Origin of the sequence: Nitratireductor sp. CH_MIT9313-5 (assembly GCF_037029545.1) — a bacterium.
Lineage (GTDB): Bacteria > Pseudomonadota > Alphaproteobacteria > Rhizobiales > Rhizobiaceae > Chelativorans.
Window position 1 is genome coordinate 236,839 of record NZ_JAYMER010000028.1, and the last position, 18,839, is coordinate 255,677.

Here is an 18,839-nt window from a genome sequence, read left to right on the forward strand (position 1 = left end):
CATGGCCGCAATCCGCAACGACTACGTCTTCGTCGCCCTTTTCGCGCTCGTTGTTCTCACCATGCCGCTCTGGCTTGCGCCTTTTGGCGCCAGCTATCCGGACCTGATGCAGAAATTCGCGATCTACGGCATCTTCGCCATCGGCTTCAACATCCTGTTCGGCATGACCGGCTATCTGTCCTTCGGCCATGCCGCATTCCTCGGCGTCGGCTCCTATGCCGCCGTCTGGTCCTTCAAGCTTCTGACCATGAACGCGATCCCCGCGCTCTTTCTGGCGGTGCTGGTCTCGGGCCTTTTCGCCGCGGCCATCGGCTTCATCAGCCTGCGCCGCTCGGGCATCTATTTCTCGATCCTCACGCTTGCCTTCGCGCAGATGTCCTACAATCTGGCCTATTCGGTGCTCACCCCGATCACCAATGGCGAGACGGGCTTGCAGCTTGCCATCAGTGATCCGCGCGTGATCGACCGTGCACTTGCCGCACAAGGTCCGGGCATCCCCTCACCGGGTCTCTTCGGTGACGGCTTCACCGGCATGGAAGGCTTCTATTTCTGCGCCATCATTCTCATCGTCTGCTTCTTCATCGCGCTTCGCATCGACCGCTCGCCCTTCGGGTTGATGCTGCGCGCCATCAAGTCGAACCAGACGCGCATGATGTATACGGGCTTCAACACGCGGCCCTATGCGCTGACTGCGTTTGTCATTTCGGGCATGTATGCCGGTCTTGCCGGGGGCCTGCTTGCGGTCACAGACCCGCTTGCCGGTGCGGAACGCATGCAGTGGACGGCTTCGGGCGAGGTGGTTCTGATGACCATTCTCGGCGGGGTGGGCACGCTTGTCGGTCCCTTCATCGGTGCGGTCGTCATCAAATATTTCGAGAACATCTTCTCCGCCTTCCACGAAATGAAGCTGAACGCCATCTTCTCCTTCCTGCCCGACGGCCTGAGAGACTTCGTCGTCACCATCACCGCACCCTTTGTCGGCGAAGGATGGCATCTGACGCTTGGTCTCATCTTCATGGCGATCGTGATCTTCCTGCCCGGCGGGCTGATGGAAGGTGCACGTCGCATCAAGGCGAAATTCTCCGGAGGAAAGCCGCCCACTGCGGCCCGCTCCGAACAGCTCGCACCTGCGGAATAGGAACAGGTCCATGCCAGCAAACGCAGTGCTTCACGTTGCCGATGTGCACAAGAATTTCGGCGGCCTTCATGCCCTCTCCGATATCGATCTGCAGGTCGAGGAAGGCACCACCCACGCGATTATCGGCCCCAACGGGGCCGGAAAATCGACCCTTCTCAATGTGTGTATCGGGCGCATTCCGCCAAGTTCCGGCGCGGTCGTCTTTGACGGCAAGGTCATCACCGGCAAGAAACCGCACGAGATCAACCAGATGGGAATCGTGCGTGTCTTCCAGACACCGGAAATCTTCCCCGACCTGACCCTGCTGCAGAATGTGATGGTCCCGGCCTTCGCCAAGCGCGACGGTGCCTTCACCATCAACGCCTTCCAGAGCGCCAACAACCAGGCTGAAATCCGCGAGGAGGCCGAACACTGGCTTGCCGATGTGGGCCTGGATGCCCAGCGCGACACTATCGCGGCAAGCCTGTCGCGCGGCGACAAGCGCCGGCTCGAGCTTGCAATGGGCCTCGTCCAGCATCCGCGCCTGTTGCTACTCGATGAGCCGACGGCAGGCATGTCACGCCACGACACCAACTCGACCGTCGATCTTCTGAAGAAGTTCAAGGAGCGCGGCATGACCAAGGTCATCATCGAACACGACATGCATGTCGTCTTTTCGCTCGCCGACCGCGTGACGGTTCTGGCCCAAGGGCGTATCATCGCCGATGGGAAACCGGAGGAGGTGCGTGGGAACCCGGTCGTGCAGGAAGCCTATCTGGGAGGAGCGCATTGATGAACGCAATGACAATGCCTGACACTGAAACGGCCACACGCACGCCCTTTTTCTCGGTGCGCGACATCCATGCCTATTACGGCGAAAGCTATATCGTCCAGGGCGTGAGCTTCGAGATAAACGAAGGCGATATCGTCGCGCTTCTGGGCCGAAACGGTGCCGGCAAGACCTCGACGCTGCGCACCCTTGCCCGCGCGACCGACCCGGAACTGAAGGGCGGCGAAATCTGGCTGGGCGACACGGCGATCCACAAGCTCAAGGACTTCCAGGCTTCCAATGCCGGCATCCAGTTCGTGCAGGAAGACCGGCGCATCATCCCCGGCCTCACCGTGGAGGAAAATCTGCAGCTTGCGCAGATCGCCGAGCCGAAGGGCTGGTCGCTCGAAAAGATCTATGACCACTTCCCGCGTCTGGCCGAGCGGCGCAAGCAGGAAGGCGTCACGCTTTCAGGTGGCGAGCAGCAGATGCTGGCGGTTGCCCGGGCACTCGCCCGCGACATCAAGCTTCTTCTCCTCGACGAACCCTATGAGGGCCTCGCGCCTGTCATCGTGCAGGAGATCGAGAAGATCGTGCGCCAGATCAAGGATCTCGGCATTACCACGATCATCGTCGAGCAGAACGCCGTCGCCGCCCTCGAACTCGCCAACCGCGCGCTGATCCTCGACATGGGTCAGATCGTCTATGACGGCACGGCAGCCTCGGTTCTGGAAAACGCCGAACTGCGTAACGAATATCTGGCGCTCTAGCCACCAGATCACAGAAGAAAAAAGGCCCCGCGGACGGATAAGTCGGCGGGGCTTCGAGTTGGCGCTGTTTCTGCCGTGGGAGAACGGAACACTCGCGCTTCAGGGATTATTCGGCTGCGGCAGCCCTCAACTCTTCCGCCGATGCGCGGTCCCAGTTGACCACCATGTTGCAGGCAATCTGGAACGCTGCCTTCATGGCTCCGACATCCGCCTTGCCCTCGCCGGCAATGTCGAAAGCGGTACCGTGGGCCGGCGTAGTGACAGGAACCGGCAGCCCACCCTGCACCGTCACGCCGCGGTCAAAGCCGAGCAGCTTCAGCGCGATCTGGCCCTGGTCGTGATACATGGTCACCACCGCGTCCAGCTCGCCTCGCGTGACCTTCAGGAAGACCGTGTCGGATGGCGTCGGCCCTTCGACCGCCATCTGGCTTTCGGCCAGCTCGCGCACCGCAGGCTCGATCACGTCGATTTCCTCGCGGCCGAAATTCCCATTGTCGCCTGCATGGGGATTGAGCGCTGCGACCGCGATACGCGGGCGGTCATAGCCCGCGCGGCGCAAGACATCATGAATGAGATGCGTGGCTTCCTTGATGCGCTCGCCGTCGATTACATCGGCAACCTCGCGCAGCGCGATATGGCTCGTCACGCGGCTCGTCCACATGCCGTCAAGCGTGTTGAGCTCCGAGATATAGCCGGTGGCTCCAAGCTTCTCCGCCATGTAATGCAGCTCGTCCGCATGGCCTATCCCGGCCAGGTGCATGGACGCCTTGTTGAAGGGCGCAAAGCATATGGCATCGATCACGCCCGCCTGCACGAATTTTAGCGCCTGATCGAGAACCTTGAGGGTGGAACGACCGGACGCTTCCGTGTTCTTCGCGATCTCGACCTCGTCCGGCACAATGGTCTGCATCGGATGGAAGGCAAAGTGAGGCGTTTTCGTCCAGTCCTCGTTCGCCGCATCCACTTCCACCATCAGGTGGGTGAGACCGGCCTGCTTTTGCCCGAGTTCGAAAACGTGGCGGTCGCCAATCAGGAGAATATCCGCATCCGAGACCACATCTTCGGCGAGCAGCCTTGCGCAGAGTTCAGGCCCGATACCGCTCGGATCGCCGGGGATGAGGCCAATCTTGGGACGCATGTTCTATTCCTTTTGCTGTGCCGCGCGCCGTTCTTCGAGCGCTACGGAGATATTCGTCACGGCTGATCTGAGATGTTCACGCAAGGCACCTGCGGTGGCCTTCGCATCGCGGCGGCTCAGCGCATCGACGATGGCTGCATGTTCGGCGAGTGTCTGCTCGCGCCCGTCGCTGCGGCGCGATGAGACGAAGCGTGCACGCCACAGACGTGCATTGTAGCGGGCATGCGTTTCGATCAGCGCCCGGTTGCCGCTCGCCTTGATGATCGACTGGTGCATGGTCATATCGGTGCGGAAAAAGTCGAGCGGCTCCAGCGTGTCGGCACCGGCAGCCATTTTCTGCTGAAGACTGACGATGTTCTTCACTTCCGAATCCGTTGCATTCACACAGGCCAACTCGCCGCCAAGCGCTTCCAGAGCCCCCATGACGACAAGATTTTCCGCGACCTCCTCAAGTGAGGGGTCCGCCACGCGTGGGCGGCGCGTGACCGAGTATTCCACCAGCCCATCCTGCTCCAGAAGTGTCAGCGCACCACGCAGCGGGGTTCGGCTGATCCCCAGTGCAGCAGCCACGTCACGTTCGGAAATCGTGGCGCCGGGCGGAAGCTTTTCCAGGAGAATGAATTCGCGCAGCTTGTCAGCGGCGATCTCGACCAGTGTCGCGCGCGGGCGCTGCAATTCGAGATCGCTTTCCTGAAGATCGGACAATGCGGAATTCGTGACCACGATCATTTCCCCCAGTTCAGAACCACCGGATCCAGTGGCCGGATGAGCCGCAGCAGAAGGTCCCGCGTCTGCGGGTGCAGCGGCGGTATCGGATGGCGGCAGAAGTCCGAGCGGATCACGCCGCCTTCCACCATCGCGGCCTTGGCCGAACGGAAACCGCATTGGCGGTTCTCGTGATTGATTGCGAGAGCCACCCGTTCATAGGCCGCGATCATTCCGTCCCGGTCCCCGGCGACGTGGCGTTCTAGAACCGGCTTGATCTGATCGGGGATCATGGCCGATGTCATGGTTCCCGTGGCACCAGCCTCCAGGTCTGCCAGAAGCGTGATTGCTTCCTCGCCGTCGAACGGTCCTTCAATGGCCTCGCCACCCTCGGCAATGAGCGAGCGCAGCTTGGCTGCGGCCTGCGGGCATTCGATCTTGAAGAGCTTCACCATTTCGATCTCGCGCGCCATCCTCACCAGAAGCGGCACGGAGAGTTCGACGCCCGATAGCGGTGCATCCTGTACCATGATCGGGATGCCCACCTCGCCGACGCGGGCAAACTGCTCGAAGGTCTGCTCGGGCGTGCCCTTCAAAAGCGCGCCGTGATAAGGCGGCATCATCATCACGATATCAGCGCCATTTGCCTTGGCATGTGCCGCGCGCTCCACGGCAATATCCGTGGCGTAGTGGCTGATCGTGACGATACACGGCAAGCGCCCCGCCAGATGCTTGAGCGACAGCTCCGTCAGCTTGCGCCTCTCCTCGTCCGAAATCAGGAACTGCTCGGAGAAATTGGCGAGGATGCAGATGCCGTCATTGCCCTGATCGACCATGCAGTCGATCACCCGCTTCATGCCCTCGTAGTCGACGCTGCCATCCTCGTTGAAGGGGGTCGGCGCAACCGGCCAGATACCGCTATAGCTTGTCATTCAATGATCTCGAAATTGCTCAGATGCTTGTCGGTGATGGTGATGCCAAGACCCGGCTTGTCATCGTCGAGCTGAAGGAAACCGTCCACGGCCTCCGGGTCGCCCTCGAAGATATAATAGAACAGCTCGTTGCCGACTTCGACATCATGCACCGGGAAATACTCGGCGATCGGACAATTCACGTTCGACATGGTCAGGTGGTAGTTGTGGGCCTGACCGGCATGGGGAATGACCGGTATCTGCGCAGCTTCGGCAATGGCGTTGATCTTCTGCGCCGCAGTGATGCCGCCGACGCGATTGGTGTCATATTGCAAGACGCTGACGGCCTTGCGGCGGATCAGCTCGGCACAGCCAATGACGGAAAATTCGTGCTCGCCGCCGGAGATCGGGACACTGCCCATTGCGTTGAGCTCTGCATAGCCTTCCACGTCGTCGGCAATGACCGGCTCCTCGACCCAGCGCGGCTCGTATTTTTCCAGCTTGGGCAGCATGCGCTTTGCGTAGTCGAGGTTCCAGCCCATATAGCATTCAAGCATCAGGTCGTTGTCGTAACCAATGACCTCACGCACGGCCTCGACACGCTTCAAATTCTCGCGCATGCCGGGCATGCCGTCCTTGGGACCAAAGCCGAAGCGGGACTTGTAGCCCTTGTAGCCATTCTTCATGGCTTCCTCGGCCTCGCGCTGCATGCTTTCGATCGGCCCTGCATAGAGCTTGGAGTAGTAGACCGGGATCTTGTCCTTGGTCCGTCCGCCCAGAAGCTTGAAGACCGGCTTACCGACCAGCTTGCCCATCAGGTCCCAGATGGCGATATCTACTGCGGAGATTGCTGTCATGCCGATGCCCTTGCGGCCCCAGGCATGGCTGCGCCGATACATCTTCTCCCAGATATAGGCATAGTCGAACGGGTCCTCGCCGATGACCAGCGGTGCATACCATTCATCAATGGCCTGCTTGACCACGGTCGGCGCCAGCGCCGCATTGCCGATGCCGATCGTCCCGTCCTCGGCCTCGACCTCGCAGGTCAACCACTGGTGAAAGCGGAAGGATGCCATGGCATCGCCTTCGATGCGCAGCGCATCCGATGCATTTGTGCAGAAATTGCCGGTCGGCGGAACGGTCGGACCCTTCCAGGTCCAGACACGGGTGCGAACGGATTTTATCTTGGTCATGAAATACTCCTCGTAACTGCGGTCAGGCTGCCCGGCGCCTGAAGCGCGCAAGCAAAGCCGGACCGAAAAGCGTGATTGCGGAAAGCACGATGAAAATGAGGGCCAAAGGCTGGGTGAGGATCATCCACCACGCGCCATCGAAGATCTTCAGCGAGTTCTGCAGATTGGTTTCCACCATGTGGCCGAGGATCAGGCCGATAGCGACCGGTGCCACATCGAAGCCGAAGCGGCGCATGAAGAAGCCGATGACGCCGAAGATGAGCACGAGCCACACATCCAGCATGGACTGGTTGAGCGCATAGGCACCGATGATCGAAAGCGCAAAGACGATCGGCCACAGGATCGGGATGGGGATGAGCGAGACGCGGGCAAACTGCTTTGCAAAGAACAGGCCGATCACCAGGAACATCAGATTGGCAAGCAGCATCGCACCGAAGATCGCGTAGACCGTGTCCACCTGCTCGGTGAAGAGATAGGGACCGGGGCGCAGTCCGTGTACCAGGAGCCCGACCAGGATGACGGCGGCCGTGCCGGAGCCGGGAATGCCCAGCACCATTGTCGGCACCATCGCACCACCGGTTGCCGCATTGTTTGCGGCCTCCGCACCGGCAATCCCCTCTATCGAGCCCTTGCCGAACTCTTCCGGGTTCTTCGACCAGCGGCGCGCTTCCGAATAACCGATCATGGAGGCGACGGTGGCGCCTTCCGCCGGCAGGATGCCCACAAAGGTGCCGATGCCGCAGGAGCGCAGGACCGCCCGCCAGATCTTGCGGTAGTCTGCCATTGAAGGCAGCGTGATGGCCTTCATGCGGACCACGGCGGCCGAATTCTTCAGTGCCCCCGCCTGCACCAGCAGTTCCGACATGGCGAAGAGGCCGATCATGACGGAGATGAAATCGAGCCCTTCATAAAGCTCGTACTGGCCAAACATGAAGCGTTCGATGGAGGTGGACTTGTCGGCACCGATGGTTGCCAGCCAGACGCCAAAGACGCCACCGATCAGGTTCTTGACCGCGCCGCCGCCCGAGATGGTTGCGAGCATGGAGAGGCCGAACAGTGTCAGGGCGAAATATTCCGGCGGTCGGAATTCATAGGCAACGCTTGCCATCATGGGCGCCGCAATCGCAAGGGCGAAGACCGAGAAGATGCCGCCTATGGTCGAGGAAACCACCGCCACGCCGAGCGCACGCCCCGCCTCCCCGCGCTGCGCCAGCGGATAGCCGTCCAGACAGGTCACGGCGGAAGAGGACGTTCCCGGGGTGTTGATCAGGATTGCTGTAATCGACCCCGCAAAGGTCGCGGAGACATAGATCGTCGTCAGGACCGTGATCGCGTGGATCGGCTCCATGGTCAGCGTGAAGGAGAGCAGCAGGGCCGCACCCGTCGTCGCACCCAGGCCGGGCAGCGCTCCGATGATCACGCCGCCCACGGTCGTTACGGCCACGAGGAAGATCAGATAGGGATCGAGAAACACCGATCCCATGGCGGCAATCGCGTCATACATCCTGCTTCTCCTCAGCCGTAATAGATGTTGGTCAGCAAGCCGCGGGGAAAGCGGACTTCAAGCACGAGGTCGAAAAACAGAAGGATCGTCAGCGGCGTCAGGATCGCCAGTGCCAGCGCCACCCAGACGCGCCTCTCGCCCCACAGAAGCGACTTGGCAAAGATCGTGATCGCCAGCGCCAGCATCATGTCCGCGAACGTGGTGACGAGCGCGAACACGCCCATCAGTGCGATGGTGATCCAGACCATGCCGTCCAGGGGCTCGCGCCTCTCCGGCGGGTTCTTGATGGTTTCCCGAATGAGGAAGAGGTTGAGAATGATCACCGCACCCATCAGAAAGATTGGAAAGGCACGCGGCTGCATGCCGAAACCAACAAATGCCGCCGGTGCTCGGTCGAAGGTGAGTGCGAGACCCACCACGACAGCGGCAAAGACGAAGATGAAGACCGGCACCAGGAGATCGGCAAGCGCCGGTTTCTCCCTCGTGCCGGTCTCGCGGTCCGGCAGGTCTGACTGCAGTTCTTCCAGGTGTGACATGCCGGACCGCTCCGCTTATTTCAGGCCGAGTTCTTCGAGCGCAGGTCCCATGGCTTTCACCATGTTGGACATCTGCTTGCCCCAGGCTTCCGAACCGACCACGGATTTTCCATCAAGACCGACCGAGGTCAGGTAGCCCTGGTAGACGGAGTGATTCATCGCTTCGACCAGCTTCTCTTCGAGGATCGCGGCCTGTTCGTCCGTGATGGTGGCAGGTGCCACGAAACCGCGGATGGTCGAGAATGAAACGGGGATTTCCAGCGAGTAGGACGTTACCGCATCGGGGATCACCGACATGCCTTCTTCGGCAAGGATGATCTGCGGGCAGATGTCGCCTGCCTCGATCTGGGCTGCGGCTTCGGCAAGGTTGAGCACGCCAACATCCACCGAACCTGCAACAAGCTGCGTTGCCACTTCGCCACCGCCGGAGAACGGCACGATGGTCGGCTGGGTCAGGCCTGCTTCCTTGGCAAAGACATAAGTGGAAATCTGGTCGATATCGCCGAGATTGGCGGTGCCGAACTTGATGGCATTGTCCTTCATCGCGTCGACGAGCTTCTGCGGCGAGTTGAACTCGCTGTCGCAGCGCGTCATGAAGATCTGCGGATCGTCGGTGCCGCGGGCGATGGGGCGCATATCGTCCAGGGTCAGGCCGGTCTTGCCCGCAGCCATCTGAATGGCATGACCGCTGGTAAAGGTCATGAGCATGTGGTCGTTGTCGATATTGTCCTTGAAATAATTCATGGCAACGACACCGGCACCGCCGCTCTTGTTGACCACGACCATGTCCTGGCCAAGCAGGCGACGCCCACGGATCATCATCATGCGCGTCGTGACATCCGTACCGCCACCGGCACCCGCATGGGTGATCACTTCGACCGTCTTGTTGGGATATTCGTCCTGCGCCATGGCCGGCATGGCTGCAGCGACTGCTGCGACAGCAACCGCTGCCTTGAACATCTGTTTCATCAAACCTTCTCCTCCCTTGGATTTCGAACTTCCACGCCCTCTTTCACAGCGGGGGCATCGCTCAACCCGAAGAAGTGAGCGTCCTGCCAGCGCCGGAGCTTCAGCAGTTCGTCCTCCTCGGGAATTTCCAGATCCTGCATGGTGATATGCGTGCCGGCGCGAACGGCGTGTCTCAGCCGGCGGTTGGCCGCGAGATAAAAGGGTGCCGGCGCATCCTCATCGAGCGCACGGGCTGGCAGAATACGCGCGGCGACATTGTCGATCGTGTGGTGATGACCGCCCATGGAAAGCACGGTCCCCGCGGGCAGATCTGCAGTGGCACAAGCCACCAGATCCACATGATGAGCCGGCTTCACGCCGCCATTGGTCTCGTTCAGAATTGCGGCATCGAGAATGGTGGTCGCTGCCTCCACCCCCAGCAGATGGCGGGGCGTGGCGATCATCGCCGTCCTGCCGTCGGGCGCGAGAATGTGCCCCTTCTCGCCCAGCATCTGCCATGTCTCGGCGTCATTGCAGCGCACGACGATGAAGACACCACCGGCAAGGCTCAACTCTCTTGGCAGCCGCAGGCAGTGGAAGACGTCCAGCACACCGCCATTTGCAAACAGTCCACCTTCTTCCGCGGGGCGGAACAGCGACGGCACTTCCTGAATGCGGGCGATGGGTGCATGAAGATCGGCACGGTCGGGTGTGAGGCCCGTCGCATTGGCGACCACCGACAACTCGCAAAGATCCGGCACCGCACGCTGATTGATCATGGAAGCGACTTGCGCGCGGCGGGCAACGCGGTCGAGCAGCGTCTCATCCGGACCGCTCATCAGCTCTGCCATACCGGGCAGTGAAATCACGCGGCCATTGCAAGTCAGCTCTTTTGCATCGGGATCATAGACAAAGTCATATTCGCTGGATTTGCCCGCGCCGATGATCTCAAGTCCCAGGACGCGTGCCCAGGTGATGAGGCTGATCAGCAGACTCGGCTGGTCGCCGTCCACGGGGGTTGCCACGCATCCCTTTGCCTCTGCCATCGCGGCAAGGCCCGGACCGACAACACTGTCGACTTCCTTCGATACCACGGCCACGTGTCTTCCTGCGGACACCGCCATATCTGCGTGGCGCGCTCCGGCTTCCGGATGGCCCGTGGCTTCAACCAGCACCTGATAGGGGAGTTCAGCCGCATGGGCCATGTCGTCCACAACGACAATGGCACCCCGCGTCCATGCCGCCTCGGCCTCGGCAGGAGAGGCGCAAAGTGCGATTTCGCTTTCCTCAAAACCGACAGCCTTGAGCGTGGCCACAGCGACGGAAGCATCGCGCTCCACCACGATGCGAACCGAGATCAACGGCATGGAACGGCTCTGCACCAGAAAGCTGCGGCCAAAGCCCCCTGCTCCCGCAAGGCAGACCAAAACTGGTGCCGCGCCCTTGTATCGCAATTCGTAATTCACGCTCGTCCCCCCGACTTCGAGAGGACCCTAATCGGCATTTTGGAATTTTGGAATACCAAATTTTCGGCGAGATAGGTTCGGCCGGGTCCGCGTCAGCGAATCCAATCGGCAGCAGCCTGCAATATCAAAGACTTGAGCGACAGATCATTCGGAACATTTTTCTGCGCGCCGACATGCGAAAACGACTGCGAACTGTCGCAAATGCAATCCAAGCGCGATTTCCCTTGTCGCGCACCACCTCCGTAGAACGTATTTCGACTTTCTTGGAACAAGCGGTTGACCGTGAGGCCTTTCGTCTGTATTTCGATTACATTCGAAATAATCAGAGCATGCCGAATGTCCAACAGCCCCTCGTCCCTTTCCGACCTTCCCAATCTGGAAAGCGAGCTTTTCCCGCCCGTTGACGAGGACCGGCTGTTCAACCCGCCGCGCATGCGCCATGCACCGCGCATCCTCATACTCTATGGGTCGCTTCGCGAACGCTCCTATTCGCGCTTCGCTACGGAAGAGGCGGCGCGCATTCTTCGCCGGCTAGGTGCGGAGGTGCGCATCTTCAATCCGAGCGGACTGCCGCTTCCCGATGCCGAGACACCCGATCATCCGAAGGTGAAGGAGCTGCGCGAACTTTCCATGTGGTCGGAGGGACAGGTCTGGTGCTCGCCGGAGCGCCACGGTTCCATGACCGGCATCATGAAGGCGCAGATCGACTGGCTGCCGCTGTCGCTTGGCGGAGTGCGCCCGACCCAGGGCCGCACGCTTGCTGTCATGCAGGTCTGCGGCGGCTCCCAATCCTTCAATGCGGTGAACCAGCTTCGCATACTCGGCCGCTGGATGCGCATGTTCACCATTCCCAACCAGTCTTCCGTCGCCAAGGCCTTCAACGAATTTGACGCAAACGGCCGGATGAAGCCGTCGCCCTATTACAACCGCATCGTGGATGTGATGGAGGAACTGGTGAAGTTCACGCTTCTGCTTCGCGAGCGTTCCGACTACCTTGTCGACCGCTATTCCGAGCGCGTGGAAACAGCGGAGGAAGTCTCCCGACGCGTCAATCAGCGCTCGATCTGAGAGAACGGCCATGGAACTCGACACCGCAGCCATGCAGCTTGAGGCACTGGGAAATCCGATCCGCCTCAAGCTTTACCGCGCCCTTGTTCGCGCCGGTGACGAGGGTCTGGCCGTCGGCACGATCCAGGAGAAGCTGGACATTCCCGCCTCCACGCTTTCCCATCACATAAAGCGGCTGGACGAGACCAGGCTGATCACGCGTGAACGCCGCGCGACCACACTGATCTGCCGCGCCAACTACAAGACGATGAACGCGCTGCTCGGCTTCCTGGTGGACGAGTGCTGCACGGAAGGGTCTCTTCCGCGATCAGTCACCGCCCCACTCCCCGGCTGCGGCTGATCGGCATCATGACCGCCTCCTCTGCCCCGCGCGGCGAACGCCGCTTCATCAACATGCTTGGCGCAGCGCAGATCTGCTCATGGGGCACAATCTGGTACGGCTTCCCGCTCATTGCAGAAGCCATGCGTAGTGATCTCGGCTGGACCAAGACCGAGATCTATGCCGCAGCCACTCTCGGCATGCTCCTTGCCAGTCTTGCCGCCTATCCGGTAGGTGCTGCCATTGACCGTGGCCAAGGCCGAAAGGTCATGGCAGGGGCATCCATTGCTGCCGGCCTGCTTCTGGCGCTCTGGTCACAAGTGGACACGCTTTGGCTCTACTACCCCGTGCTTGCCCTTCTCGGCTGTACGCAGGCCGCGGTGCTCTATGAGCCGGCTTTTGCAGTTGTCACCCGCAGGGTCGGCCCGACAAGGGCGCGCGGAGCGATCACCGCACTCACGCTCTGGGGCGGCTTTGCCAGTACCGTTTTCATACCGCTCATCCAATATCTCATCGACGCCCAGGGCTGGCGCGGCGCGCTGCTCGCCATGGCTGGCGTGAACATTTTCATCTGCGGTGGCCTCTACATCCTGGCGATCGACCCGCGTCGCGACGCGGCCACGATTCCCGACACAAGTGATGAAGCACCTCTTGCCGGACGTGCAGCGGTGCGCGCGGCCATGCGCCTGCCTGCCTATTGGGGCCTCATGGTTGCTTGGATTTCCTATGTCGGCACCTTCTCTGCCCTCACCTATCACTTCTATCCGCTGCTTCTGGAACGGGGTCTTGATGCTGCTGCAACCGTGATGGTGCTGACAGTAATAGGCCCCGCACAAGTTGCCGGACGCATCGCCGTGCGCGCGCTCGCACACGATCTTTCCGTGCGCCAGCTTGGCTCAGCCATCGTCATTGTCTTTCCGCTGACAGTAATCGGCTTTGCCTATGCGCCACCCGACATGTTTCTGATCGCCTGCATCGCGGCGGGCTATGGTGCTGCCAATGGCATGACCACCATCGTGCGCGGCGCGGCCATTCCCGAGATGGTCACCCGCAATGCCTATGGCGCGGTCAACGGTTCCATCGTCGCCCCCATGACCGTGATGCAGGCCTTGGCGCCACTGGGTGCTGCCCTCTTGTGGCAGGCATCGGGCAGCTACGCGCCCGTGCTTATTGCCATCTTTATCGGCTCGCTCATCTTTTGCGCCGGTTTCTGGTTTGCCGCGCTGCGCAGCCGCCCCGTTGCTGCGATGAACTGACAACTGCCAAATGCGGCCAATCACAAAACACTTATTTGCCGGACTGCCCGGTTCCTGACACCATTGTCAGCAAATTTTCGCCCATCCCGTCGCCAAGCTGCCAGTGCAGCCCTAGATCATCTTCCAGACAGCGTTCACTGATCTCGTTTAGGAGCACACTTCCATGAAACTGCGTATCGCACTCGCCGCACTGGGGCTCTCGGCAGCATTTGCAACCACCGCCCAGGCCGACATTGTTGTTTCCTCAAAGATCGACACGGAAGGCGGCCTGCTCGGCAACATGATCGCGCTGGCGCTGGAAGATGCAGGCCTACCCGTTGAGCGCCGACTGCAGCTTGGCGGAACGCAGGTGGTGCGCGAGGCCATTCTGGCCGGACAGATCGACATCTATCCGGAATATACCGGCAATGCGGCTTTCTTCTTCAACGAGGCGGACAGCGAGATCTGGAAGGACGCCGAAGCCGCCTACAAGCGCGCCGCTGAACTGGATGCCGAGGCCAATAACGTCATCTGGCTTGAATCCGCCCCCGCCAACAACACCTGGGCCATCGCGGTCACCGGTGCGCTCGCCGAGGAACATGGGCTGAAGACCATGTCGGATTTCGGCAAATGGGTGTCGGAAGGTGGTGAGGTGAAGCTTGCCGCCTCGACCGAATTTGTCTCCTCCCCTGCCGTCCTGCCTGCCATGCAGGAGGCTTACGGTTTCGAACTCTCATCCGATCAGACTGTCGTGCTTTCGGGCGGCGACACGGCGGCGACCATCCAGGCAGCCGCGCGCGGCACCTCCGGTGTCAACGCGGCCATGGCCTATGGCACGGATGGCGGCGTCGGCGCGGCAGGTCTTGTGGTGATGGAGGACGACAAGGGCGTGCAGCCGGTCTATGAGCCCGCACCGGTGGTCCGCAAGGAAGTGCTCGACGAATATCCGGCCATCGCAGAGGTGCTGAACCCCATCTTCTCCGGCCTCGACATGGCGACGCTGCAGAAGCTCAATGGCCGCATCCAGGTGGGTGGCGAGCCGGCGGAAGCCGTTGCGCGTGAATATCTCACCCAGACCGGCGTTCTGGACTGATCTTTCCACCCATGTCGCAGCGCAGCCAGCCCGCCCTCTCGCCACCGGGCGTCCTGTTTGCCGTTCTGGGGCTGGCCAGTCTGCTGGCCCCTTACATGACGCTCGCGGCAAATCGCATTGTCGCGGGTGAAGGTGTGCCCGCCTGGTCTCTCGGTTCGCCCGGCACGACCCTGGGTGGGCTTGCGGCATTGATCGGGGGGCTTGCTCTCGGGCTTCCCGCAGGGCGGCCCGCCTTGCGCCTTGGCGGTGCCTTCATCGGTTTTGCAGGGCTCATCTGGCTGCTTGTTGCCGGCACATCCTCCCTGCTTGGCGAAGCAGGCGAATTCGCACGCGTCTCGCCCGGGGCGGGCTTCTGGTGCCTGCTCGTCGTGCTCTCGCTGTTGCTGGCCGATGCGCTGACCAATCTTTCGCCGGGACCCCTCACCCGGCTTGGCGTTCTGCTTACCGCACTCGCCGCACTTGCCGCGATCCTGACCTCGGGCGCACTCGCCGATCTTTCCATCATGCAGGAATATGAAAGCCGGGCCGCTTCCTTCTGGAATGCGGGCGTGCGACATCTGTGGCTCGCCTTCGGCTCACTGGGTGCGGCAGCACTGATCGGCTTTCCCCTCGGCATATTGAGCCATCGCAGCGACCGTCTGCGCCGCTCGCTTTTGCCGGTCTTGAGCTTTCTGCAGACGATCCCGTCGCTTGCCATGTTCGGCATCATGATCCCCATTCTCGCCTGGGTCGCGGCCACCGTGCCCGGCGCGCGCGAAATGGGTGTTGCGGGCATCGGCTTCATGCCCGCCTTTCTCGCACTCGTTCTCTATTCGCTGCTGCCGGTCGTTGCCAACACGGTGGCGGGGCTTGATGCGACGCCACCAGCCGCCTTCGAGGCTGCGCGCGGCATGGGCATGACGGAATTGCAGCGCCTCCTGCGCGTGGAACTGCCGCTCGGCCTGCCTGTCATCCTCGCCGGGCTGCGCATCGTTCTGGTGCAGAATATCGGCCTTGCTGTCATTGCGGGCCTTATCGGCGGCGGCGGCTTTGGCACCTTCGTTTTCCAGGGTCTCAACCAGACCGCCACCGACCTCATCCTGCTCGGCGCATTGCCCACGGTGCTGCTGGCCCTCGTCTCGGCCATCGTGATGGACATTCTCGTCGAGCTGTCGAGCCCGCAATCCGGGAGCCAAAGATGATCGAGATCGACAAGATCACCAAGCTGTATGACGGACGGGCTGCCGTGGATGCCGTGTCGATGACGGTCGAGACCGGCACCATTACGGCCATTGTCGGCACTTCCGGTTCGGGCAAGAGCACGCTGTTGCGCATGATCAACCGGCTGGTGGAGCCGAGTTCCGGCAGCGTGAGCATCAATGGCGAGCCGACAACCGGCCTTGCCAAGCATATTTTGCGCCGACGCATCGGTTATGCGATCCAGGGACATGGGCTTTTTCCCCACCACACGGTCGCGTGCAATATCGGCGCGGTGCCGCGCCTTCTCGGCTGGTCGAAGGAAAAGATACGCAATCGGGTGGACGAATTGCTCGACCTCTTCTCCATGCCGCCGGACGAATTTCGCAACCGCTTTCCCGCAGAACTTTCAGGCGGTCAGCAACAGCGTGTGGGCGTGGCGCGCGCGCTTGCCTCACGTCCCGACCTGCTTCTGATGGACGAGCCGTTCGGTGCGCTCGACCCCATCATCCGCACCCGTGCACAGGCGGACCTGAAGCGCATCCAGCGCACCCTTGGCTCCACGATCCTGCTCGTGACCCACGACATGGAAGAGGCCATTCATCTGGGCGACCGCGTGGCGGTGATGGATGCCGGGCGGCTTGTGCAATATGCCACGCCAGCGGAGATCATCGCCCGCCCGGCGACGGACTTTGTTGCCGAAATGGTCGGCGGCGTTGACCGTCCCTTGCGCCTTCTGTCGCTCTTTCCCCTTTCGGAGCTTGTTGAGGATGGCCCCGCATCAGGAGAGGCGCTGCCGGAAAAGACCAGCCTTCGCGACGCGCTTTCAGCCTGTCTGTGGTCGGGGCGCGAGGCCGTCCCTGTCAGTCGCGACGGTCAGGTGATCGGCCGGGTGACGCTTGATGCCATCCGCGCGCGTGCGGAAAGCCTGCAATGAATGTCGCAGCGCTTCTTCGCCTGGCTCTGATCGTCCTGCTTCTGGCGCTTGTCTTCTGGCCGGAATGGTTCACGCCGCTCTTTGCGCCCTTCGCACCGGAAAACGGTCCGGTGATCTATGACCGGGCCTCCTTCCTCTATCTGTCGCTCAGCCATCTGGGGCTTGTCGCGCTTGCATCCGGTGCTGCAACGCTCGTGGCCGTCACGCTTGCAATACTGGTCACGCGGCCTGCAGGTGCCGCCTTTCTCCCGCTCTCGCGCACGCTTGCCAATCTCGGCCAGACCTTTCCGCCGGTCGCCGTTCTGGCGCTTGCAGTGCCCATGCTCGGCTTTGGTGCCGGGCCGACGCTCATCGCGCTCTTTCTCTACGGCATGCTGCCCATCTTCGAAAACGCGGTGACCGGTCTTGCAACCCTTCCCCCCGCCACGATGGAGGCCGCACGCGGCATAGGCCTCAACCGCCGCCAGCGCCTCATCCAGGTGGAACTGCCGCTTGCGCTCCCCGTCATCCTCACGGGCATCCGCCTGTCGGTCGTCATCGCGCTCGGCACCGCCACGATAGGCTCTACCGTTGCCGCGCGCACGCTCGGCGAAGTCATCATCGCAGGCCTGCTCACCAACAACACCGCCTATGTCTTGCAAGGCGGCCTGATCGTCGGGCTCTTCGCCGTCCTCATCTATGACGCATTGGTGCAGCTTGAAGCGCGACTGGCGCGGCGCATGGGCAGCAAGACGGCAGCGGCTGCGCGAGCCTGAGACGGGGGCATCACTCGCCGTCCTGAAGAGCCTCGCTTCTCACAAGCTTGCAAAGAAGGCCGGCCAACTGCCTTTGCTCCGTCTCGGTGAGACCGGAAAGCAGCCGTCGTTCGTTCTCCACGTGATCCACGATTGCCTTGTCGATGAGTTCGAAGCCTTTCTGCGTGAGCTCGACCACCACCCCCCGCCTGTCCTGGGGATTGGCCTTGCGCGCGACGAGCCCCGCCTGTTCCAACCGGTCGATGCGATTGGTCATCGCCCCCGACGTGACCATTGTCGCCTCGTAAAGCTCCGTGGGCGTCAAGGCATGGGGTTTGCCCGCGCGGCGCAATGTCGCCAGCACGTCAAATTCGCCCGGCTGCAGGCAACAGCGCTTGAAAAAGGGAGCAAGGCCGTTCCGCGTCACCATTGATGATGCTTCCGAAAGAAGCCCGATCACCTCCATCGGCAGAAGATCGAGATCAGGCTTTTCCTTCCTCCATTGCTCGACCGCAAATAATGCGCGACCCATATTTCTCCCCCTAAAGTATCTTGACGTTAAGATTCTTACCACTATTTTAGCCGCGAACCCACCTCCTTGAAAGATGGGTAATCACACATCGAAGGAAATTGAGATGAGCAAGATCGCCGTTATCATTGGCAGCATCCGTGAAGGTTCCTACAGCCGCAAGATCGCGGAGGCTTTGCCGGAGCTGGCCCCCGAACATCAGTTCGACATTGTCCCGATCGACGAACTGTCATTCTTCTCCGAAGATCTGGAAGCATCGCCGCCGGAGAGCTGGACGGCATTTCGCAAGCGCATCACCGCGAGCGAGGCCGTTCTGTTCATCACCCCGGAATATGTGCGTTCCGTTCCCGGCGTCCTGAAGAACGCAATCGACATCGGCTCGCGCCCATATGGAAAAGGTGCGTTGATCGGCAAGCCTGCCGCCATCATTTCCACCTCACTTGGTGCCATTGGCGGCTTTGGTGCAAATCATCACCTGCGCCAGTCATTGGCCTCCCTCGACATGCCGACACTCGGTCAGCCTGAAGCCTATATCGGAAATTCCGCCACTCTCTTCGATGAGGGTGGACGTCTTTCCAACGAGAACACGGCTGAGTTCCTGAAATCTTTCATTCACCGCTTCAGCCAGTTCATCGGAGAGAAGGCACGGGCCATGGCCGCCTGAGATCCTGCGTCGTCACGCACCATCACG

The 18,839-nt window shown here is 61.3% G+C and carries 20 protein-coding genes; 11 read left to right on the forward strand and 9 right to left on the reverse strand.

Going from position 1 to position 18,839, the window contains the following annotated elements:
• Position 1: 1 nt before the first annotated feature.
• The 3 genes from WA367_RS17845 to WA367_RS17855 are packed head-to-tail and all read left to right on the forward strand — an operon-like array spanning position 2 to position 2,656.
• The gene (locus WA367_RS17845; protein ID WP_442935601.1) at positions 2-1,138 is read left to right on the forward strand and encodes a branched-chain amino acid ABC transporter permease; all 1,137 of its coding nucleotides are present in this window, start codon (positions 2-4) and stop codon (positions 1,136-1,138) included.
• Positions 1,139-1,148: 10 nt separating this feature from the next.
• The gene (locus WA367_RS17850) at positions 1,149-1,910 is read left to right on the forward strand and encodes an ABC transporter ATP-binding protein (protein WP_336058118.1); all 762 of its coding nucleotides are present in this window, start codon (positions 1,149-1,151) and stop codon (positions 1,908-1,910) included.
• Positions 1,910-2,656, forward strand: coding sequence for an ABC transporter ATP-binding protein (locus WA367_RS17855; RefSeq protein WP_036486978.1), 747 nt, complete (start codon positions 1,910-1,912; stop codon positions 2,654-2,656). Before WA367_RS17850 ends, WA367_RS17855 begins: the two co-directional genes overlap by 1 nt.
• Positions 2,657-2,762: 106 nt before the next feature.
• Here the strand turns inward: WA367_RS17855 and WA367_RS17860 are convergent, their stop codons facing one another.
• Genes WA367_RS17860 through WA367_RS17895 form a run of 8 tightly spaced genes read right to left on the reverse strand, consistent with a single transcriptional unit; the run spans position 2,763 to position 11,057 of the window.
• Positions 2,763-3,794: a 4-hydroxythreonine-4-phosphate dehydrogenase PdxA gene (locus WA367_RS17860; protein ID WP_336058119.1), complete on the reverse strand. Its 1,032-nt coding sequence runs from the start codon at positions 3,792-3,794 to the stop codon at positions 2,763-2,765.
• 3 nt (positions 3,795-3,797) lie between these two features.
• Complete coding sequence (locus WA367_RS17865) at positions 3,798-4,517, reverse strand: GntR family transcriptional regulator (RefSeq protein WP_336058120.1); 720 nt, start codon at positions 4,515-4,517, stop codon at positions 3,798-3,800.
• 2 nt (positions 4,518-4,519) lie between these two features.
• Positions 4,520-5,431 (reverse strand): dihydrodipicolinate synthase family protein, encoded by a 912-nt coding sequence (locus WA367_RS17870; RefSeq protein WP_336058121.1) that lies wholly within the window; start codon positions 5,429-5,431, stop codon positions 4,520-4,522.
• On the reverse strand, positions 5,428-6,603 hold the full coding sequence (locus tag WA367_RS17875) for an L-rhamnonate dehydratase (RefSeq protein WP_336058122.1): 1,176 nt from the start codon (positions 6,601-6,603) through the stop codon (positions 5,428-5,430). The genes WA367_RS17870 and WA367_RS17875 overlap by 4 nt, the downstream gene beginning before the upstream one ends.
• Positions 6,604-6,625: 22 nt before the next feature.
• Positions 6,626-8,107, reverse strand: a complete 1,482-nt coding sequence (locus WA367_RS17880) for a tripartite tricarboxylate transporter permease (protein ID WP_336058123.1) — start codon at positions 8,105-8,107, stop codon at positions 6,626-6,628.
• An 11-nt stretch (positions 8,108-8,118) separates the two neighbouring features.
• Entirely contained in the window at positions 8,119-8,643 is a 525-nt protein-coding gene (locus tag WA367_RS17885) for a tripartite tricarboxylate transporter TctB family protein (protein WP_336058124.1), read from the reverse strand.
• A gap of 15 nt (positions 8,644-8,658) precedes the next feature.
• The gene (locus tag WA367_RS17890) at positions 8,659-9,612 is read right to left on the reverse strand and encodes a Bug family tripartite tricarboxylate transporter substrate binding protein (RefSeq protein WP_336058125.1); all 954 of its coding nucleotides are present in this window, start codon (positions 9,610-9,612) and stop codon (positions 8,659-8,661) included.
• Positions 9,612-11,057 carry an NAD(P)H-dependent oxidoreductase gene (locus WA367_RS17895; protein WP_336058126.1) on the reverse strand — a complete coding sequence of 482 codons (1,446 nt, stop codon included), beginning with the start codon at positions 11,055-11,057 and terminating at the stop codon, positions 9,612-9,614. Before WA367_RS17895 ends, WA367_RS17890 begins: the two co-directional genes overlap by 1 nt.
• 336 nt (positions 11,058-11,393) lie before the next feature.
• Between WA367_RS17895 and arsH the strand changes: the two genes are divergently transcribed.
• The 7 genes from arsH to WA367_RS17930 all read left to right on the forward strand — a co-directional run bounded on the left by arsH (position 11,394) and on the right by WA367_RS17930 (position 17,640).
• Positions 11,394-12,125: an arsenical resistance protein ArsH gene (arsH, locus tag WA367_RS17900; RefSeq protein WP_336058127.1), complete on the forward strand. Its 732-nt coding sequence runs from the start codon at positions 11,394-11,396 to the stop codon at positions 12,123-12,125.
• Positions 12,126-12,135: 10 nt separating this feature from the next.
• The gene (locus tag WA367_RS17905) at positions 12,136-12,465 is read left to right on the forward strand and encodes an ArsR/SmtB family transcription factor (protein WP_336058128.1); all 330 of its coding nucleotides are present in this window, start codon (positions 12,136-12,138) and stop codon (positions 12,463-12,465) included.
• 8 nt (positions 12,466-12,473) lie between these two features.
• Complete coding sequence (locus WA367_RS17910; protein ID WP_336058129.1) at positions 12,474-13,700, forward strand: MFS transporter; 1,227 nt, start codon at positions 12,474-12,476, stop codon at positions 13,698-13,700.
• Between the two features lie 163 nt (positions 13,701-13,863).
• Positions 13,864-14,772 carry a glycine betaine ABC transporter substrate-binding protein OsmF gene (gene osmF, locus WA367_RS17915; protein ID WP_336058130.1) on the forward strand — a complete coding sequence of 303 codons (909 nt, stop codon included), beginning with the start codon at positions 13,864-13,866 and terminating at the stop codon, positions 14,770-14,772.
• 11 nt (positions 14,773-14,783) lie between these two features.
• The gene (locus tag WA367_RS17920; protein WP_336058131.1) at positions 14,784-15,953 is read left to right on the forward strand and encodes an ABC transporter permease; all 1,170 of its coding nucleotides are present in this window, start codon (positions 14,784-14,786) and stop codon (positions 15,951-15,953) included.
• Positions 15,950-16,885 carry an ABC transporter ATP-binding protein gene (locus WA367_RS17925; RefSeq protein ID WP_336058132.1) on the forward strand — a complete coding sequence of 312 codons (936 nt, stop codon included), beginning with the start codon at positions 15,950-15,952 and terminating at the stop codon, positions 16,883-16,885. Before WA367_RS17920 ends, WA367_RS17925 begins: the two co-directional genes overlap by 4 nt.
• Positions 16,882-17,640, forward strand: a complete 759-nt coding sequence (locus WA367_RS17930) for an ABC transporter permease (protein WP_336058133.1) — start codon at positions 16,882-16,884, stop codon at positions 17,638-17,640. The genes WA367_RS17925 and WA367_RS17930 overlap by 4 nt, the downstream gene beginning before the upstream one ends.
• A 10-nt stretch (positions 17,641-17,650) precedes the next feature.
• Here the strand turns inward: WA367_RS17930 and WA367_RS17935 are convergent, their stop codons facing one another.
• Positions 17,651-18,151, reverse strand: a complete 501-nt coding sequence (locus WA367_RS17935) for a MarR family winged helix-turn-helix transcriptional regulator (protein WP_336058134.1) — start codon at positions 18,149-18,151, stop codon at positions 17,651-17,653.
• Positions 18,152-18,254: 103 nt separating this feature from the next.
• Between WA367_RS17935 and WA367_RS17940 the strand changes: the two genes are divergently transcribed.
• Entirely contained in the window at positions 18,255-18,812 is a 558-nt protein-coding gene (locus tag WA367_RS17940; RefSeq protein ID WP_336058135.1) for an NADPH-dependent FMN reductase, read from the forward strand.
• Positions 18,813-18,839 lie beyond the last annotated feature (27 nt).

Coding starts and splice junctions, on each gene's coding strand:
- WA367_RS17845 (WP_442935601.1), top strand. CDS start 2: ATGGCCGCAATCCGCAACGACTACGTCTTCGTCGCCCTTTTCGCGCTC.
- WA367_RS17850 (WP_336058118.1), top strand. CDS start 1,149: ATGCCAGCAAACGCAGTGCTTCACGTTGCCGATGTGCACAAGAATTTC.
- WA367_RS17855 (WP_036486978.1), top strand. CDS start 1,910: ATGAACGCAATGACAATGCCTGACACTGAAACGGCCACACGCACGCCC.
- WA367_RS17860 (WP_336058119.1), bottom strand. CDS start 3,794: ATGCGTCCCAAGATTGGCCTCATCCCCGGCGATCCGAGCGGTATCGGG.
- WA367_RS17870 (WP_336058121.1), bottom strand. CDS start 5,431: ATGACAAGCTATAGCGGTATCTGGCCGGTTGCGCCGACCCCCTTCAAC.
- WA367_RS17875 (WP_336058122.1), bottom strand. CDS start 6,603: ATGACCAAGATAAAATCCGTTCGCACCCGTGTCTGGACCTGGAAGGGT.
- WA367_RS17880 (WP_336058123.1), bottom strand. CDS start 8,107: ATGTATGACGCGATTGCCGCCATGGGATCGGTGTTTCTCGATCCCTAT.
- WA367_RS17885 (WP_336058124.1), bottom strand. CDS start 8,643: ATGTCACACCTGGAAGAACTGCAGTCAGACCTGCCGGACCGCGAGACC.
- WA367_RS17890 (WP_336058125.1), bottom strand. CDS start 9,612: ATGAAACAGATGTTCAAGGCAGCGGTTGCTGTCGCAGCAGTCGCTGCA.
- arsH (WP_336058127.1), top strand. CDS start 11,394: ATGTCCAACAGCCCCTCGTCCCTTTCCGACCTTCCCAATCTGGAAAGC.
- WA367_RS17905 (WP_336058128.1), top strand. CDS start 12,136: ATGGAACTCGACACCGCAGCCATGCAGCTTGAGGCACTGGGAAATCCG.
- WA367_RS17910 (WP_336058129.1), top strand. CDS start 12,474: ATGACCGCCTCCTCTGCCCCGCGCGGCGAACGCCGCTTCATCAACATG.
- osmF (WP_336058130.1), top strand. CDS start 13,864: ATGAAACTGCGTATCGCACTCGCCGCACTGGGGCTCTCGGCAGCATTT.
- WA367_RS17920 (WP_336058131.1), top strand. CDS start 14,784: ATGTCGCAGCGCAGCCAGCCCGCCCTCTCGCCACCGGGCGTCCTGTTT.
- WA367_RS17925 (WP_336058132.1), top strand. CDS start 15,950: ATGATCGAGATCGACAAGATCACCAAGCTGTATGACGGACGGGCTGCC.
- WA367_RS17930 (WP_336058133.1), top strand. CDS start 16,882: ATGAATGTCGCAGCGCTTCTTCGCCTGGCTCTGATCGTCCTGCTTCTG.
- WA367_RS17935 (WP_336058134.1), bottom strand. CDS start 18,151: ATGGGTCGCGCATTATTTGCGGTCGAGCAATGGAGGAAGGAAAAGCCT.
- WA367_RS17940 (WP_336058135.1), top strand. CDS start 18,255: ATGAGCAAGATCGCCGTTATCATTGGCAGCATCCGTGAAGGTTCCTAC.